The 15,778-nt window shown below is 64.6% G+C and carries 16 protein-coding genes and 1 other RNA gene; 4 read left to right on the forward strand and 13 right to left on the reverse strand.

Annotation, left to right across the window (positions count from 1 at the left end; genetic code table 11):
* Positions 1-222: 222 nt before the first annotated feature.
* Positions 223-1,164: a tRNA (adenosine(37)-N6)-dimethylallyltransferase MiaA gene (miaA, locus tag H1B27_RS24830; protein ID WP_061879310.1), complete on the reverse strand. Its 942-nt coding sequence runs from the start codon at positions 1,162-1,164 to the stop codon at positions 223-225.
* A 10-nt stretch (positions 1,165-1,174) separates the two neighbouring features.
* On the opposite strand from miaA, the gene serB reads away from it, so the two are divergent.
* The gene (gene serB / locus H1B27_RS24835; protein WP_197967859.1) at positions 1,175-2,080 is read left to right on the forward strand and encodes a phosphoserine phosphatase SerB; all 906 of its coding nucleotides are present in this window, start codon (positions 1,175-1,177) and stop codon (positions 2,078-2,080) included.
* A gap of 95 nt (positions 2,081-2,175) precedes the next feature.
* Here serB and H1B27_RS24840 read toward each other — a convergent pair whose 3' ends face one another.
* The 12 genes from H1B27_RS24840 to H1B27_RS24895 form a co-directional block, all read right to left on the reverse strand.
* Entirely contained in the window at positions 2,176-3,690 is a 1,515-nt protein-coding gene (locus H1B27_RS24840; protein WP_197967860.1) for a Do family serine endopeptidase, read from the reverse strand.
* Between the two features lie 143 nt (positions 3,691-3,833).
* The gene (locus H1B27_RS24845; protein WP_028177121.1) at positions 3,834-4,040 is read right to left on the reverse strand and encodes a DUF2065 domain-containing protein; all 207 of its coding nucleotides are present in this window, start codon (positions 4,038-4,040) and stop codon (positions 3,834-3,836) included.
* 71 nt (positions 4,041-4,111) lie between these two features.
* Positions 4,112-5,008: a protease modulator HflC gene (gene hflC / locus H1B27_RS24850; protein WP_061879313.1), complete on the reverse strand. Its 897-nt coding sequence runs from the start codon at positions 5,006-5,008 to the stop codon at positions 4,112-4,114.
* The gene (gene hflK, locus H1B27_RS24855) at positions 5,005-6,141 is read right to left on the reverse strand and encodes an FtsH protease activity modulator HflK (protein WP_061879314.1); all 1,137 of its coding nucleotides are present in this window, start codon (positions 6,139-6,141) and stop codon (positions 5,005-5,007) included. Before hflK ends, hflC begins: the two co-directional genes overlap by 4 nt.
* A 153-nt stretch (positions 6,142-6,294) precedes the next feature.
* Positions 6,295-6,804: a dihydrofolate reductase gene (locus H1B27_RS24860; RefSeq protein ID WP_131869807.1), complete on the reverse strand. Its 510-nt coding sequence runs from the start codon at positions 6,802-6,804 to the stop codon at positions 6,295-6,297.
* Entirely contained in the window at positions 6,804-7,289 is a 486-nt protein-coding gene (locus H1B27_RS24865; RefSeq protein WP_197967861.1) for a GNAT family N-acetyltransferase, read from the reverse strand. Before H1B27_RS24865 ends, H1B27_RS24860 begins: the two co-directional genes overlap by 1 nt.
* 5 nt (positions 7,290-7,294) lie before the next feature.
* The gene (locus H1B27_RS24870) at positions 7,295-8,089 is read right to left on the reverse strand and encodes a thymidylate synthase (protein ID WP_197967862.1); all 795 of its coding nucleotides are present in this window, start codon (positions 8,087-8,089) and stop codon (positions 7,295-7,297) included.
* A 187-nt stretch (positions 8,090-8,276) separates the two neighbouring features.
* Positions 8,277-9,257, reverse strand: coding sequence for a tripartite tricarboxylate transporter substrate binding protein BugD (locus tag H1B27_RS24875; RefSeq protein WP_061879317.1), 981 nt, complete (start codon positions 9,255-9,257; stop codon positions 8,277-8,279).
* A gap of 148 nt (positions 9,258-9,405) precedes the next feature.
* The gene (locus H1B27_RS24880) at positions 9,406-10,920 is read right to left on the reverse strand and encodes a tripartite tricarboxylate transporter permease (RefSeq protein WP_197967863.1); all 1,515 of its coding nucleotides are present in this window, start codon (positions 10,918-10,920) and stop codon (positions 9,406-9,408) included.
* Positions 10,921-10,927: 7 nt separating this feature from the next.
* Positions 10,928-11,689: a tripartite tricarboxylate transporter TctB family protein gene (locus H1B27_RS24885; RefSeq protein WP_061879319.1), complete on the reverse strand. Its 762-nt coding sequence runs from the start codon at positions 11,687-11,689 to the stop codon at positions 10,928-10,930.
* 96 nt (positions 11,690-11,785) lie between these two features.
* Positions 11,786-12,316: a chromate transporter gene (locus H1B27_RS24890; RefSeq protein ID WP_197967864.1), complete on the reverse strand. Its 531-nt coding sequence runs from the start codon at positions 12,314-12,316 to the stop codon at positions 11,786-11,788.
* The gene (locus H1B27_RS24895; RefSeq protein WP_197967865.1) at positions 12,313-12,909 is read right to left on the reverse strand and encodes a chromate transporter; all 597 of its coding nucleotides are present in this window, start codon (positions 12,907-12,909) and stop codon (positions 12,313-12,315) included. The genes H1B27_RS24890 and H1B27_RS24895 overlap by 4 nt, the downstream gene beginning before the upstream one ends.
* Before the next feature lie 84 nt (positions 12,910-12,993).
* Between H1B27_RS24895 and ssrA the strand changes: the two genes are divergently transcribed.
* From ssrA to fumC, 3 genes are all read left to right on the forward strand, one after another.
* Positions 12,994-13,359: a transfer-messenger RNA gene (ssrA, locus tag H1B27_RS24900) on the forward strand.
* A gap of 117 nt (positions 13,360-13,476) precedes the next feature.
* Complete coding sequence (locus H1B27_RS24905; RefSeq protein ID WP_061879322.1) at positions 13,477-13,995, forward strand: SspB family protein; 519 nt, start codon at positions 13,477-13,479, stop codon at positions 13,993-13,995.
* Positions 13,996-14,081: 86 nt separating this feature from the next.
* Complete coding sequence (fumC, locus tag H1B27_RS24910; protein ID WP_197967878.1) at positions 14,082-15,509, forward strand: class II fumarate hydratase; 1,428 nt, start codon at positions 14,082-14,084, stop codon at positions 15,507-15,509.
* Positions 15,510-15,778 lie beyond the last annotated feature (269 nt).

The following is a 15,778-nucleotide window of genomic DNA, read 5'->3' on the forward strand; positions in this document are numbered from 1 at the left end:
CAGCTAGCCATCCCCGGCGGTGTGCCTGGGTACGACGGCGATAAGGAGTTTGGTAATAATGTTACGCATGGCGGGCGATCGGCTTCCCAAAGGTTGCGCGAAACATAGCGGCCAAAGCCCGGATGTCAAGGCAATGCGGCGGTTCCCACGCGATTTTGCCAGTGTAGCCCTGTTCCCCGGGTTCGGCGAGAGGTAAATTCGAGCCCCCGCCACAAAACCGCGTTAGTCGGAAGCCCTGCCCGCGTTCACGACCGCCGCGAGCCAACCCCTTGCCTCCTCCGGCCTGACCCATTCGAATTCCGGCAATTGGTGCCGGAACCAGGTGAATTGCCGCTTGGCGTAGTGGCGGGTGTCGGCGCGGCCAATGCTGGCGGCCTCCTCCAGGCCGAGCTCGCCGCGCAGATGCCGGATCAGGGCCGGCACGCCATGGGCTTTCATCGCCGGCAGCAGCGGATCGAGGTGTCTGGCGGCGAGCCGCTCGACTTCCCGCAGCGCACCGGCACCCAGCATGGCGTCGAAGCGGGCATCGATGCGGGCATAGAGCTCGTCCCGCTCGGGCGCGAGGAAGACCGCGCGAAATCTGTCCTTGGGCAGCAGCGGTGGCTGTCCCTCCCGGTGCCAGTCGAGCAGTGAACGCCCGGTCGCCTCGATCACCTCGAGCGCGCGCGCAATCCGCGTGCGGTCGCGCAGGTTCAATCGCTCGGCTGCTGCCACGTCCCGGCGCGCAAGTTCCGCGTGCAGCGCCTCGACGCCGTTCCGCTCCAGTCGCCCCCTCACGTCCTCCCGCACCTCGGCCGGGATCGGCGGCACCACTGAGAGGCCGGCCGTCAGAGCCTTGAAATAGAGCCCTGTGCCGCCGACGAAGATCGGCAGACGGCCTTGAGCCCTTGCTTCATCGAGCGCCTTCGCCGCGTCGCTGACCCAGGCGCCCGCCGAAAAATTCACGGCGGCATCGACATGGCCATAGAGGCGATGCGGCACGAGCGCCTCGTCCGCTGCTGTCGGCCGCGCCGTAATGATACGGAGGTCGCGGTAGACCTGCATGGAATCGGCATTGATGACGATACCGCCGGTGGCGAGGGCAAGCTCGAGCACCAGCGCCGACTTGCCGCTGGCGGTCGGGCCTGCGATAAGCACGGCCTTGCTTGAATGCCCCTCGCTCACGAAAACCTCAATGTCCCTCGTTGCCACGCTGATCTGCAACCCCGACAATCCCGCGCTCGACTCGACCATCGTCGACGGCGCCCGCGCCGTGCTGCCACAAGCGGCGCCCGCGCACTGGCTGTTCGACGGGGTCGCGGTCGACATCCCCTTCGGCACCGACAGTAACCTCGGAAGTGACCGTCACGCCATCGAGCAGCGGTTGCGCGAGCTCCGCGGCGACCTGCCCATCGATATCGTCGTGCAGCCTGTTGGCTTCAGGCGCAAGAAGCTTTTTCTCGCCGACATGGATTCCACCATGATCGGCCAGGAATGCATCGACGAGCTCGCCGATTTCGTCGGGGTGAAGGCGCATGTCGCCGCCATCACCGAGCGCGCGATGCGCGGCGAGATCGAGTTCGAGCCGGCGCTGCGCGAGCGCGTCGCGCTGCTCAAGGACCTGCCCGCAAACGTGGTCGACGAGGTGCTGGCCAAGCGCATCACGCTGACGCCGGGCGGCCGCGAGTTGGTCGCCACCATGCGCGCGAACGGCGCCTATACCTGCCTCGTCTCCGGCGGCTTCACCTTGTTCACGCGCGCGGTCGCCGCCAGGATCGGCTTCCAGGAGAACCGCGCCAATGAGCTCGTCGTGCGCGACGGCAAGTTCACCGGCGAGGTGAAGGAGCCGATCCTCGGCCGCGCCGCAAAGCTCGCGACGCTGGTGGATCTGATGGAGTCGTTCGATCTCGATGATATCGACTCGGTGGTGGTCGGCGACGGCGCCAACGATCTCGCGATGATCCAGGCGGCGGGGCTCGGCGTGGCCTATCACGCCAAGCCCGCGGTGGCCGCGGCCGCGGCCGCGCGGATCGATCACGGCGATCTCACCGCGCTGCTCTATGCGCAGGGATATCGGCGGGAGGAGTTCGTGGAGGGCTGACACAATCGTCGTTCCGGGATGGTGCGAAGCACCAGACCCGGAACCTCGAGATTCCGGGTTCGATGCTTCGCATCGCCCCGGAATGACGGATGAAGTTACTGCACGCTCAGTGCGACGAAGCGCAGCTCGCCGTCGCCGTTGGAGACCAGCAGCAGCACCGATTTCTTGCCGTCCTTCTTGAGCTGATCGACCCGCTTCTGGATGTCGGCGCCGCTGGAAACGGCCTCCTGCGCGACCTCGACGATGACGTCACCGGCCGAGAGGCGCTTCTCTGCAGCGTCTGAATTGGCGTCGACATTGGTGACGACCACGCCCTTGACGCTGTCCTTGATCTTGTAACGCGTGCGCAGATCCTTGTTGAGCGCTGCGAGGTCCAGGCCAAGCTCCTTCTGCGTCACCGGCTTCTCGGGCGCGGGCTCGTCGGTCTTCACCGCGGCCTGCACCTTTTCGGGGTCCTGGAGGCGGCCGAGCGTGACCTTCTTGGTCTCTTCCTGCCCCTTGCGGATGATGACGACGTCGACCTCCTTGCCGACCGCCGTGTCGGCGACGACGCGGGACAGGTCCTTCGGGTCCTTGACGTCCTTGCCGTCGAACTTGACGACGACGTCGCCCGGCTCGATGCCGGCCGGCTTGGCCGGGCCCTTGTCGTCGACGCCGGCGACCAGCGCACCGCGCGCCGGCTTGATGTTGAGACTCTCGGCGATCTCGTCAGTGACGCTCTGGATGCGCACCCCAAGCCAGCCGCGGCGCAGCTCGCCGAACTGGCGGAGCTGATCGACGACGCCCACCACCGTCTTCGACGGCACGGCGAAGCCGATGCCGATCGAGCCGCCGGATGGGGAGATGATCAGCGTGTTGACGCCGACGACGTCGCCGTCGAGGTTGAACAGCGGACCGCCGGAATTGCCGCGATTGATGGAGGCGTCGGTCTGGATATAGCTGTCGTATGGCCCTGAGGAGATGTCGCGGTTCTTGGCCGAGACGATGCCGGCGGTCACCGTGCCTCCCAGGCTGAAGGGGTTGCCGATCGCGACCACCCAGTCGCCCAGGCGCAACTTGTCGGAGTCGCCGAACTTGACCGCGACCAGCGGCTTCGGCGGCTTGATCTTGAGCACGGCGAGATCGGTCTTCTTGTCGACGCCGACCAGCTCGGCCTTGATCTTGGTGCCGTCGTTGAGGATGACGTGGATCTCGTCGGCGTCCGCAATGACGTGGTTGTTGGTGACGACGACGCCTGATGCGTCGATAATGAAGCCGGAGCCGAGCGAGTTGGTCTTGCGCGGCGGGTTGTCGCCCTTGCTGCCGCCACCGGGACCCCGGCGGTTCTTGAAGAAGTCGTCGAAGAACTCTTCGAACGGCGAGCCGGGCGGCAGTTGCGGCATGGTGTTGCTGCCGCCGCCGCCCTTGGCCTCGACCGTCTGGGAGGTCGAGATGTTGACGACCGCGTCGATCACCTTCTCGGCGACGTCGGCGATGCCATCCGGTCCACGCGCATGGGCCGGCGTGCCGAACGCGCTGAAAGCACCGACGGCGAGCGCGGCCAGCCCAATTCGCACACCAAGTCGCACGCAACGGCGCGAGCGGGACGGGGCAGTGGTGGCAGCGGTCATTGTGATCTCCAGGCAAAGGGATTCGGCGCCAGACTGCGCTCGAACGGGGGCACGGCGCAAGCGCGGAGCTTAACGGGCCTCAAGACACCGACAATACGACGAAAACCGGTCTGGCGCCTTCACTTTGGCGTTGGCCTGATGCCCTAAATCGGGCGCCGGATAACCCAGATCAGGACCAGACCGGCCACGGCCGAACCGATCCCAACCGCCCGCAGCACGTTGTCCGGCGTAGCGATGGCGCTCTTCATGGCCTTGCGCATCCAGTTGGGACTGGCCGCGAACATCAAGCCTTCAAGCACGAACAGGATGCCTAGGCCGATGAGGAAGTCGGCGAACGCAATGGACCTCATCGGAATGGAACCTCCCGCTATACTGTTCTTGTCTGGACAAAGGGCGGCCAGACCGGCCGCCCTTGTCTAGCTTACGGCTTCGCCGGCGTCTCATTTGCCATCTTGCCGGACGGATTACTGAAGTACCGGAAGAAATCCGAGTCCGGCCGCAGCAGGAAGCGGGTGTCATTCGAACGCAGACCGTTCTCATAGGCCGTCATCGACCGGTAGAAGGCGAAGAAGTCGGCGTCCTTGCTGTAGGCTTCCGCAAACAGGCGGTTGCGCTCGGCATCGCCCGCACCGCGGGTCTGTTCGGCCTGCGAATTGGCCTCCGCGACGATGACGGTGGCCTCGCGGTCGGCCCTGGACTTGATCTCCTGCGCCTTCTGTCCACCCTGTGCACGGAACTCGGCGGCCTCGCGCTCACGCTCGGTCTTCATGCGCTGGTAGACCGCCTGGCTGTTCTGCTCCGGCAGGTCGGCACGGCGGATCCGGACGTCGACGACCTCGATGCCGTAGCCATCGGCCTCGCGATCCAGCTGGTCGCGGATGCGCAGCATCAGTTTCTCGCGGTCGTCGCGCACCACATTGATGAAGGTGACCTCGCCGAGCACGCGGCGCAACGCCGCGTTCAGGAGCGTGGTGAGCTGGATGTTGGCAGCCTGGATCGAGCCGATGCTCTGATAGAAGCGCAGCGCATCCTTGATGCGGTAGCGCGCAAAGGCGTCGACGACGAGCCGCTTCTGGTCGGATGCGATCGCTTCCTGCGATGGATTCTCCAGATCGAGGATCCGCTTATCGATGTTGATCACCGAATTCCACGGTGCCTTGAAATGCAGGCCGGGTGTGGTGACGACGTCGACGGGCCGGCCGAACTGGAGCACGATGGTCTGCTCGGTCTGCTGTACCGTGAACAGCGACATGTAGCCGACGATCAGGACCAGGAGCAGCCCGAGCAGAGTGACGAAACCTGTAACCGGAGACCTCATCGGCTGCCTCCACTCGACTGCGGACCGGTGGTAGGCGGCCGCTTGGTCGTCAGTTCGGGTAGCGGCAGATAGGGCACGATTCCCTGCCCCGAGGCGCCGCCGTCATAGACGAGCTTGTCGGCGCCGCCGAGGACGCGCTCCATCGTTTCAAGATAGATCCGTTCACGCGTCACGTCGGGCGCCTTCTTGTATTCCTCGTAAACTTTCAGAAAGCGCGCGCTCTGGCCCTTGGCCTCTGCGACCGCCTGCTCCTTGTAGCCTTCGGCGGCCTGAAGGATCTGCGCTGCACGTCCGCGCGCCTGCGGCACCACCTGGTTGGCGTAGGTCTGCGCTTCGTTCTGCAACTGCTCGAGATTGGCGCGCGCCGCCTGCACGTCGCGGAAGGCGTCGATCACCTGCGCCGGCGGATCCACCTTCTGCATCTGCACCTGGCTGATCTGGATGCCCGCGCCGTAGCTGTCCAGGGTCCTCTGGATCAGTTCATGCACGTTCTGCTCGGTGACGTTCCGCGCGCCGGTCAGGATCGGCTGGATCTGCGAGCGGCCGATCACCTCGCGCATCGCGCTCTCGGCGACCGCCTTCACGGTGCCTTCGGGATTCTGGATGTTGAAGAGGAAATCGCCGACGCCGTCCGGCTTGATACGCCAGAGCACGGTGAAGTCGACGTCGACGATGTTCTCGTCGCCGGTCAGCATCAGGCTCTCTTCCGGCACGTCACGAACCGAGCGGCCGCGCCGCGCCGGATCGTCGATCAGCGTCATGCCGATGGAGATGGTGTTGACGCGCAGAGCCTTCGGCAGCAGCACGGTCTCGATCGGGTAGGGCAGGTGATAGTTCAGGCCCGGCTGCACGGTGCGGACATGCTTGCCGAAGCGCAGCACGACACCGAGCTCTTCGGACTGCACGCGGAAGAAGCCCGACAGCAGCCAGAATGCCACAATCAGCAGGATGATCAGCGTGATTCCGATGCCGGAGAAATAGCCGCCCGGCATGATCTGCTGGAGGCGGTCCTGGCCGCGCCGCAGAAGGTCTTCCAGATCCGGCGGCCTCGGCCCGACCGGTTGCGGGCCTGAGCCCCATGGTCCCTTTGGACCCGAGCCCCACGGGCCACCGCCCTGATTCTTCCACGGCATTCGACGCTCTCCTCGGCAGGGTGGAATTGCCCCCGCCCGCTTTCTCCGGTCCGGCTTTATAGGGGACAGGCAGGTCCCTTACAACGCAGCCCGGGTCGTCTTCCGAGCTAAGCCTAGGGGCAGAAAAGTCAATGTTAACATTGGCAAATGCGGTTAATGGCCCGCCCGCCGACGATATGTCACATAGGAGAAGTCGGCGCTGTCATCGGGTCCGGCAGGATGACGTATGCGCGCCGTCTCCTCCCACCCGGCCTTGTCGATGTCGAAATGCGTATCGCCTTCGGGCCGCGCATGCACTTCGGTGATTTCGAGACGATCGGCGCGATCGAGCCATTGCCGATAGATCTCGGCGCCGCCGATCACGGCGATCTCAGTGACCGAACGTCGCAGGGCATCGCCGCGCGCGACCGCCTCCGCATCCGGAGCCGATGTCGTGACGACGGCACCAGCAGCACGATAAGCCGCATCGCGCGTGATCACGATGTTGGTGCGGCCCGGCAACGGCCGGCGCAGGGATTCGAAGGTCTTGCGGCCCATGATGACCGGCTTGCCGATCGTGAGCGCCTTGAAGCGGGCCATGTCGGATTTCAATCGCCACGGGATGGCGCTGCCGGCGCCGATGACGCCGTTCTCCGCAATCGCAACGACGAAGACGATCTCCATCAGGGCGTGTTCCCGGCAAGCCGCGTCAGCGCAGGCCCGGTGACGCGGCACAGCGTCCAGTCGTCCATCATGACGGCACCGAGCGACTTGTAGAACGCGATCGACGGCGCGTTCCAGTCGAGCACCGCCCATTGCAGGCGCGACCAGCCGTTCTCGATGCATTCCCTGGCGAGATAGATCAGCAGCGCCTTGCCCAGGCCCCTGCCCCGATGCGACGGCCGCACGTAGAGATCTTCGAGATAGATGCCGTGGCGGCCGCTGAAGGTGGAAAAATTCGCAAACCACACCGCGAAGCCGACCGGCTCACCTTTCCATTCGGCGATCGCGCAATAGAGTTGCGGCCTATCACCGAACAGCGCGTCGTTGATGTCAGCCTCGGTCGCCTCCACCTCGTGCGAAAGCTTTTCGTATTCGGCAAGCTCGCGGATGAAGGACAGAACGAGGCCAGCTTCTCCAGCCTGGGCACGACGGATGGCCAACGACATCGGCGCTAGACCGCGACTTCCGCCTTGATGTGCGGATGCGGATCGTAGCCGACGAGCTCGAAATCCTCGAAGCGGAAGGAGAAGATGTCCTTTACATCAGGGTTGATACGCATCACCGGCAGCGCGCGCGGCGCGCGGGTGAGCTGGAGCTTCGCCTGCTCCAGATGGTTGGAATAGAGATGGGTATCGCCGAGCGAGTGCACGAAGTCGCCTGGCTTCAGCCCGGTGACCTGCGCCACCATCATGGTGAGCAGCGCATAGGAGGCGATGTTGAAGGGCACGCCGAGGAAGACGTCGGCGGAGCGCTGATAGAGCTGGCACGACAGTTTGCCGTTCGCGACATAGAACTGGAACAGCAGGTGGCAGGGCGGCAACGCCATCTTCTCGACGTCGGCCGGATTCCAGGCGGTGACGATCAGCCGGCGGGAATCGGGAGTGCGCTTGATCATGTCGATGACATTGGCGATCTGGTCGATGCTGCGCCCGTCGGCCGTGGGCCAGGAGCGCCATTGATGGCCGTACACCGGGCCGAGATCACCATTGGCGTCCGCCCATTCGTCCCAGATGGTGACGCCGTTGTCGCGCAGATATTTGATGTTGGTGTCGCCCTTCAGGAACCACAACAGCTCGTGCACGATCGCCTTCGGTGGCAGCCGCTTGGTGGTCAGCATCGGGAAACCGGCGGAGAGATTGAAGCGCATTTGGTGGCCGAACACCGAGAGCGTGCCGGTGCCGGTCCGGTCGGTCTTCTCGGCGCCGTCGGAAAGAATCCGCTCGAGCAGGTCCTGATACTGGTGCATGTGCCAAAAACCTTAGGAAGACGGCAGCCTCTGGGGGAGGCGGCGAAGTTAGCGGCCGCCCCCATGCTGCGACAGCAGCGATTCGCTGTCCGCCGCCATTATACCCGGAAAAATGAGTGGTCCCGGCACAAACGACAAGGGCGGAACCTGCGTCCCGCCCTTCTGCCTATCAGCTTGATCGCATTGCCTAAGTTGCCGGCTTGAGCACCGGGGTCCACTTCGCGATCTCGCCCTTGACGAGGGCGGCCAGCGATTCCGGCGTCCGTTCGGCAGGACTTGGGATAACGCTGCCGAGCTCGAGCAGGCGCTTGCGCACGGTCTCGTCATCGAGCGCCTTGACGGCCGCAGCGTTCAGGCTGGCGACGATCGCAGGCGAGGTTCCCTTGGGCGCGAATATCGCATTCCAGGCCTGGGCCTGGAACTTCGGCAGGCCCGCTTCGGCCGTCGTCGGCACATTCGGCAGCGACGGATTGCGCTCCGGCGTTGCGATCGCATAGGCCTTGATGGTGCCGGCGTTGATCTGCGGCACGGCGTTGACGATCTGGTCGCACATGTAATCGACCTGGCCCGCCACCAGCGCGTTCATCGCGGGTCCCGTGCCGTTGAAGGGCACGCCGACCGGCTTGATGTCGAGGATCGAGTGCAGCAATTCGCAGGAGACATGCGAGACCGAGCCGACGCCGGCATGCGCGGCGTTCACCTTCTCGGCGTTCGCCTTCACATAGGTGACGAACTCCTTCAGGTCCTTCGGTGGAAAGTCCTTGCGCGCGAGGATCAGGATCGGCGTGCCCGCGAGCAGCGCGATGGGCTCGAAGTCCTTCTCGGGATGGTAGGCGAGCTTCGGATAGAGCGGCACCGATGCGGCATGCGTACCCATATGCCCGGTGATCAGCGTATAGCCGTCATTGGCCGCGCGCGCGGCGCGCGTGGTCGCGGTGGTGCCGCCGGCACCGACGACGTTCTCGATGATGATGCTTTGTCCCAGCGTCTGCGCCATGTGCGAGGTGACGATGCGCGCGACGACGTCGGTCGGGCCCCCGGCCGCAAACGGCACGATCATGGTGATGCTGCGCGTCGGATAGGTCTGCGCCTCGACCGGTGCAACAAAGGCGCCCAGCGAGGCGAGCGCTGCGGCACATGCGCCCGCGAGCGCGCGAATAAAGGTCATGTCGATCCCCTGTAGTCCCCTTGGCTATACACAAATGCCGGCCAAGAGGCCGGCATTTTCACTTCACGAAGCCGTCACACAAGTCGATTCGACTTTCGGATGCGGCACGCCGACGCAGGACCCGAGCCGACGCAAGGCGCAGGCGACCTCAGTTCTCGGACTCCGTGAACACCTCGTCGCGCTTGGCGCGCAACGCCGGTAGGACGGTGAGGATCAAGAGGCTCGCCGCGACCGCAAGCAGCACCGCCGACAACGGGCGCGTGACGAACACGCTCCAGTCGCCGCGCGAGATCAGCAGCGCACGGCGCAGGTTCTCTTCCATCAGCGGTCCGAGCACCATGCCGAGCAGCAGCGGCGCCGGCTCGAAATCGTGCTTGATCAGCCAATATCCGACCAAACCGAACACGCCTGCGAGGATGACGTCGACCGGCGCGTTGTTCACCGAATAGATGCCGATCGCGCAGAAGATCACGATCGAGGGGAACATCAGCCGGTACGGCACGCGCAGCAGCCGCACCCAGATGCCGACCAGCGGCAGGTTGATGATGATCAGCATCAGATTGCCGATCCACATCGAGGCGATCATGCCCCAGACGAGATCCGGCTGCTTCTGCATCACCTGCGGACCCGGCACGATGCCGTGAATGGTCATCGCGCCCACCATCAGCGCCATCACCGCGTTCGGCGGGATGCCGAGCGTGAGCAGCGGGATGAAGGAGGTCTGCGCCGCGGCGTTGTTGGCGCTCTCCGGCCCCGCGACGCCCTCGATCGCGCCGCGGCCGAACCGCGACGGGTTCTTGGCCAGCTTCTTCTCGAGCGTATAGGCCGCAAACGACGCGATGACCGCGCCGCCGCCGGGCAGGATGCCGAGGATCGAGCCGAGCACGGTGCCGCGCAGGATCGGCGGCGTCGAGTCGAGCAGATCCTTTTTGGTCGGCATCAGGCCGGTGATCTTCTGCTGCACGAGATCGCGATTCATCTCGGCGCCATGGTCGAGATTGCGGATGATCTCGGCAAAACCGAACACGCCCATCGCCACGGTCGCAAAGCCGAGGCCGTCGGCGAGCTCGGGAATGTTGAAGGCCATGCGCGAGGCGCCGGTCTCGATGTCCGAGCCGACCATCGACAGCAGCAGGCCGAACACGATCATGGCGATCGCCTTCAGCACCGAGCCCTTGGCCAGGACCACCGCGAAGATCAGGCCGAGCACCATCAGCGAGAAATATTCGGCCGGGCCAAAGGCAAGCGCGAGCTTCGTAAGCGGCGCGCCGAGGATGGCAATCAAGACGGTCGCGACGCAGCCGGCGAAGAACGAGCCGATCGCGGCAATCGCCAGCGCCGGGCCGGCGCGGCCCTGCTTGGCCATCTGGTGGCCGTCGATGGCGGTGACGACCGATGTTGCCTCGCCGGGTATGTTGACCAGGATCGACGTGGTCGAGCCGCCATACTGGGCACCATAATAGATGCCGGCGAGCATGATCAACGCGCCGACCGGCGGCAGTCCGAAGGTGATTGGCAGCAGCATCGCGACGGTAGCGATGGTACCGATGCCCGGGAGCACGCCGACCAGCGTCCCGACGAGGGCGCCGATCAGGCACATCAGCAGGTTGATCGGAGAAAAGGCGACGGCGAAGCCGTGAGCGAGGTTGGCAAAAATATCCATTACGCCCTCACTGGTTCAGGAAACGCGGATACATCGGCATCGGCAGCCCGAGCACGTAGGGAAACAGGATGGCGCAGCCGACCGTCAGGCAGGCGCCGACGATCACCGCTTCGAGCCATCGCGTCTCGTGCGAGCCCGTCGCCGCGATCATGAAGCTCGAAAAAGCCGTAACCACGAGGCCGAGCGACCGGATCGACAGGGCGAAGAAGAGGATCGCGGCCACCACGAACAGCGGTCCCCGCCAGGAATAATGAGCCATCGGCGGCCCATCGGTTAGAAGGCCGGTCAGGGCGATGCCGGCGGACAAGGCGACCAGCAGCCCGCCGAACATGCGCGGCGCGGTGCCTGCGCCGAAGGAGAAGCCCCGCATGCCCTGCAAGTCGCTCCCTGCCCACAACGCGAACAGCGCAAGCGCCATGAGAACGACGCCGCCGACATAATCCTGTGCCGATCGGATCGTCATGAAGAGCGTCAGGATCGCCACGGCGAACAGCGGATAGGAATAGATCAGCGCCAGCAGCACCTCGGACGACATCTTCTTGGTGCCGCCGCCGAACGATCCGAATATGGCACTGGGCGCGTCGGCGAGCAGCGCCGTCGCGTGGCTGGTCACGACCGCCGCCGGACCGCGGCCGGTGCCCCAGCCGAAGATCGTCCCGATCGACCAGATCAATTCGAAAATCTGCGGCGCAATCGCCAGCAGACAAAAGCCGAGCGCTACCTTGGTGTTTCGGGTAGCTGTCGCTGAGTGGCCCATCGTGTCGGCCATGCCTGTCTCCTCCGCGACCCGTAAGTCACGAGCACTGTTGTTCTAAATCCGCTGGAACTGGATCCCCCGCCCCGGATCACTGCCTAGCGATTTTCACTACACAATGCCAGCAAAACCCAACACGCCCCCAGCGAGCAGGAGCCACAGGGGATTGACGCGCGAGACGGACGCCATCACGGCAACCATTGCGGTCAGAAGCAGTGCAGCAATGCTGCGATCGGTGGACTGGGCCAGGATAAGGGCACTCGCCGCCATCAAACCAATCGAGAGCGGAACCAATGCAGCCTGGATCAGGCCGGGCCAGCGCGATTGGCTGGGGCGATTCAGGAGCCGGCTGACATAATAGGCAAGCAGCGCCGTCGGCAGGCACATCGCCAGCGTCGCCGCCAGCGCGCCGGGGACGCCGGCCACGGCATAGCCGATTAACGTCACGATAAGTACGTTCGGACCTGGCGAGAGCTGCGCGATCGCATAGGCGTCCGCGAACTGCTTGTCAGTCATCCAGTGATTCACCTCCACCGCGATCCGGTGCATCTCGGGCACCGCTGCCGCGGCCCCGCCGACGGCAAATAGCGACATCAGACCGAAGGTGGAGATCAGCGACCAGATCGGGCTGTGGCCGGTCATGCTGCTACTTTCCGCCGCAGGAAATAAGTGAGGCCGATACTGATGGGGATCGCGATCAGCAGCACCGCCTGGAGCGGCAGGCGAAGCACGCCGATGGCGAGGAACACGCCGAGCATCAGGATCACCGCGAAGGGATCCGCCCGCTTGAGCAGGGGCATCATCATGCGGAAGACCACGGCGATCAAGAGGCCGACCGCCGCGCAGGAGATGCCGGCAAGGATGCGGCGCAGCACCTCGAGATCGCCGAAACGGGCGTAAGCGATCGCCAGCGCCGTCATGATCAGCGTCGGCGGCAGCAACAACCCGGCAAAGGCGGCAACGCCGCCGGCGATGCCGCGCAGCCGCGATCCGAACACCATCGACAGATTGACGATGTTGGGCCCGGGCAGGAAGTGGCAGAGCGCAAAGGTCTCGTTGAACTCGTCCGCCGTCATCCAGCGGTGCTGCTCGACGATCGCTCGCCGGGCAAACACCAGGACCCCGCCGAAACCCGCCAGCGACATCCTGGCGAAGGCCAGAAACAGCGCGACCAGGCTTGGCGGTGTGGTGGCGAGATCCGGCTCTTGGACGGCCGGTGCTGAACCCGAGGACATGGCAGGAGCTTAGAACGAGGGTCGCGCCGTGGCCAAGACGGTCCGGAACCTATCCAAAGGGAACCGCAGCCAATCCGCTCGAAACCCCTGTTTTTCGAAAGCTTTGCGTCCTATATTGGGAGTGCCGGTTCGCCGGCTATGGAAATAAACGGTCGTCGCAATAAACCATTCGGACCCGGGGGCGGTACCCGGCGCCTCCACCAAAGCCCACCATCGGGCAGTCCCGAAGCGGGCTTTGGCGGGGGCGAAATAGGATCGACGAGGGCGTAAAGGGCGTACTTTTTCCCGGTATTGTTCCGCCGTTATCGGGCTACTGCAATAGTTGCCAACGACAACTTTGCTCCGGTTGCTCAGGCTGCGTAACGCAGTTTGAAAGACCACTCTAAAGTCCTAGCGGGTTAAGCTCCGCTAGGCGGGGTTCGGAGGCACCTGGCAACAGAAGCCTCCACTTTAACTCTTTCATTTCTTCCCCGGCGGGGACTCCTGCTCACCCGTCAGGCGCGGTACTATTGCGGCTTGGCGAGTCGGGCCGGCAGGGCCCGGCTTCGGGGATGCAACAGGACCACCATGGCGACCGATCATATCCGATATGATGTGCTGGCCCGCGACGCGCTGCGCGGCGTGCTGCGGAAGGTGCTGACCGACGCCGCGGCCCATGGCCTGCCGGGCGAGCACCATTTCTTCATCACCTTCGTGTCGAAGGCCGAGGGCGTGAAGCTGTCGCCGCGGCTGCTCGCGCAATACCCGGAAGAGATGACGATCATCCTCCAGCACCAGTTCTGGGACCTGACCGTGCTCGAGGACCGGTTCGAGGTCGGCCTGTCCTTTGGCGGCATTCCGGAGCGGCTGGTGGTGCCGTTCAGTGCCATCAAGAGCTTCCTCGATCCGTCCGTGAAGTTCGGCCTCCAGTTCGACACCTCCGACGTCGCCGAGGTCGCGCCCGAGACTTTGCCTGCAGCGCCCGCGCCGTCGGCCGTCTCGGTCCCGGCACCTGCGACCGAGACAGCGGAAGCCACCGACGAGCCGACCCCGCCGAGCCAGGGTGGCGCCGAAGTCGTGCGGCTCGATCGTTTCCGTAAGAAATGATCTAGGTTGGGCTCGAGCCCGTCGCACGCAGCCAAACTGCGTATATAGAGAGCACATGAATGGCCGTGCGGCTTTCGCGCGGCGGAATGGATGTGCTCATGGCCAAGAAGACCCGCCCTTCAAGCTCCGCGACCCGCATCGAAACCGATAGCTTCGGTCCCATCGAGGTCCCCGCCGACCGCTATTGGGGGGCCCAGACCGAACGCTCGCGCCAGAATTTTCGCATCGGCACCGATCGCATGCCGATCTCGCTGGTTCATGCTCTCGGCATCGTCAAGCTCGCTGCGGCGCAGGCCAATCTCGAGCTCGGCCTGCTCGACCGGCGCCGGGCGGGCGCCATCATCCGCGCCGCGCGCGAGGTGATCGAAGGCAGGCTGGACGATCATTTTCCGCTTGTCGTGTGGCAGACCGGCTCCGGCACGCAGAGCAACATGAACCTCAACGAGGTGATCGCCAACCGCGCCAATGAGCTTCTCGGCGGCGAGCTCGGCGCCAAGAAGCCGGTACATCCCAACGACCACGTCAACATGAGCCAGTCGTCGAACGACTCGTTTCCCACCGCGATGCACATCGCGGCCGCAAGCCGCATCAATGCCGATCTCGTCCCTGCCCTCGGCGAATTGCTCCGCGCGCTGCGCAAGAAGGAGAAGGAGTTCGCAAGGATCGTCAAGATCGGCCGCACCCACACCCAGGATGCGACGCCCCTGACGCTGGGCCAGGAATTTTCCGGCTATGCCGCGCAGGTCGAAAGCGGCATCGCCCGGCTCAAGATCGCGGTGAAGGAGCTCTATCCGCTGGCGCAGGGCGGCACCGCCGTCGGCACCGGCCTCAACTCGAAGCCGCGCTTTGCAAAACTGTTCGCAAGGCATGTTGCCGGGATCACGAAGCTCCCCTTCACCAGCGCCGCCAACAAATTCGAGGCGCTGGCCTCGAACGACGCCTATGTGCTGGCGCACGGCGCCATCAATTCGGTCGCGACCGGCCTGTTCAAGATCGCCAACGACATCCGCCTGCTCGGCTCCGGCCCGCGTTCGGGCCTTGGCGAATTGATCCTGCCGGAGAACGAGCCGGGCTCCTCGATCATGCCCGGCAAGGTCAATCCGACCCAGTGCGAGGCGATGACCATGGTGTGCTGCCAGGTATTCGGCAATCACACCGCCATCACCGTCGCCGGCAGCCAGGGCCATTTCGAGCTCAACGTCTACAAGCCCGTGCTCGCCTACAACATGCTGCACTCGATCCGCCTGATGGCGGATGCCGCACGCTCTTTCACCGAACATTGCGTCAGCGGCATCCGCGCCGACGAAAAGCGTATCAAGGAGCTGATGGAGCGCTCGCTGATGCTGGTCACGGCGCTGGCCCCGAAGATCGGCTACGACAACGCGGCAAAGGTCGCCAAGACGGCGCATGCCAACGGCACCACGCTGAAGGAGGAGGCGCTGCGGCTCGGCTTCGTCTCGGCCGACGAGTTCGACCGTCTGGTACGCCCCGAGAAGATGACCAGCCCGGGATAGATTTCCGAATTCCGACAGCCATCCGTAATGATACGGAGCCTCGACCCTCCAGAAATATGCGGTTTTGGGGGAGGGATTTGATTACCGTCAATGTTACGGCGGAGCGGCGTGTTACGCAGCTATTCTGCCCTCGACGGGCGAAATTCATCGTTTGATGGCCCGATGGGCCGATTGACGAGGACGAGCGAATGGCGATCAAGTCTTGCGGGTCTTGCGGGGCGCAACGCGGCACCCTGTTTCTGAATGTTTCATCCTGCCTGAAGAGGAGC

Origin of the sequence: Bradyrhizobium diversitatis (assembly GCF_016031635.1) — a bacterium.
Taxonomy (GTDB): Bacteria; Pseudomonadota; Alphaproteobacteria; order Rhizobiales; family Xanthobacteraceae; genus Bradyrhizobium; species Bradyrhizobium diversitatis.

Coding starts and splice junctions, on each gene's coding strand:
- H1B27_RS24890 (WP_197967864.1), bottom strand. CDS start 12,316: ATGACCGGCCACAGCCCGATCTGGTCGCTGATCTCCACCTTCGGTCTG.
- H1B27_RS24860 (WP_131869807.1), bottom strand. CDS start 6,804: ATGGAGATCGTCTTCGTCGTTGCGATTGCGGAGAACGGCGTCATCGGC.
- H1B27_RS24840 (WP_197967860.1), bottom strand. CDS start 3,690: ATGACCGCTGCCACCACTGCCCCGTCCCGCTCGCGCCGTTGCGTGCGA.
- H1B27_RS24845 (WP_028177121.1), bottom strand. CDS start 4,040: ATGAGGTCCATTGCGTTCGCCGACTTCCTCATCGGCCTAGGCATCCTG.
- hflK (WP_061879314.1), bottom strand. CDS start 6,141: ATGCCGTGGAAGAATCAGGGCGGTGGCCCGTGGGGCTCGGGTCCAAAG.
- H1B27_RS24885 (WP_061879319.1), bottom strand. CDS start 11,689: ATGGCCGACACGATGGGCCACTCAGCGACAGCTACCCGAAACACCAAG.
- serB (WP_197967859.1), top strand. CDS start 1,175: ATGTCCCTCGTTGCCACGCTGATCTGCAACCCCGACAATCCCGCGCTC.
- H1B27_RS24880 (WP_197967863.1), bottom strand. CDS start 10,920: ATGGATATTTTTGCCAACCTCGCTCACGGCTTCGCCGTCGCCTTTTCT.
- H1B27_RS24870 (WP_197967862.1), bottom strand. CDS start 8,089: ATGCACCAGTATCAGGACCTGCTCGAGCGGATTCTTTCCGACGGCGCC.
- H1B27_RS24905 (WP_061879322.1), top strand. CDS start 13,477: ATGGCGACCGATCATATCCGATATGATGTGCTGGCCCGCGACGCGCTG.
- H1B27_RS24875 (WP_061879317.1), bottom strand. CDS start 9,257: ATGACCTTTATTCGCGCGCTCGCGGGCGCATGTGCCGCAGCGCTCGCC.
- fumC (WP_197967878.1), top strand. CDS start 14,082: ATGGATGTGCTCATGGCCAAGAAGACCCGCCCTTCAAGCTCCGCGACC.
- H1B27_RS24865 (WP_197967861.1), bottom strand. CDS start 7,289: ATGTCGTTGGCCATCCGTCGTGCCCAGGCTGGAGAAGCTGGCCTCGTT.
- hflC (WP_061879313.1), bottom strand. CDS start 5,008: ATGAGGTCTCCGGTTACAGGTTTCGTCACTCTGCTCGGGCTGCTCCTG.
- H1B27_RS24895 (WP_197967865.1), bottom strand. CDS start 12,909: ATGTCCTCGGGTTCAGCACCGGCCGTCCAAGAGCCGGATCTCGCCACC.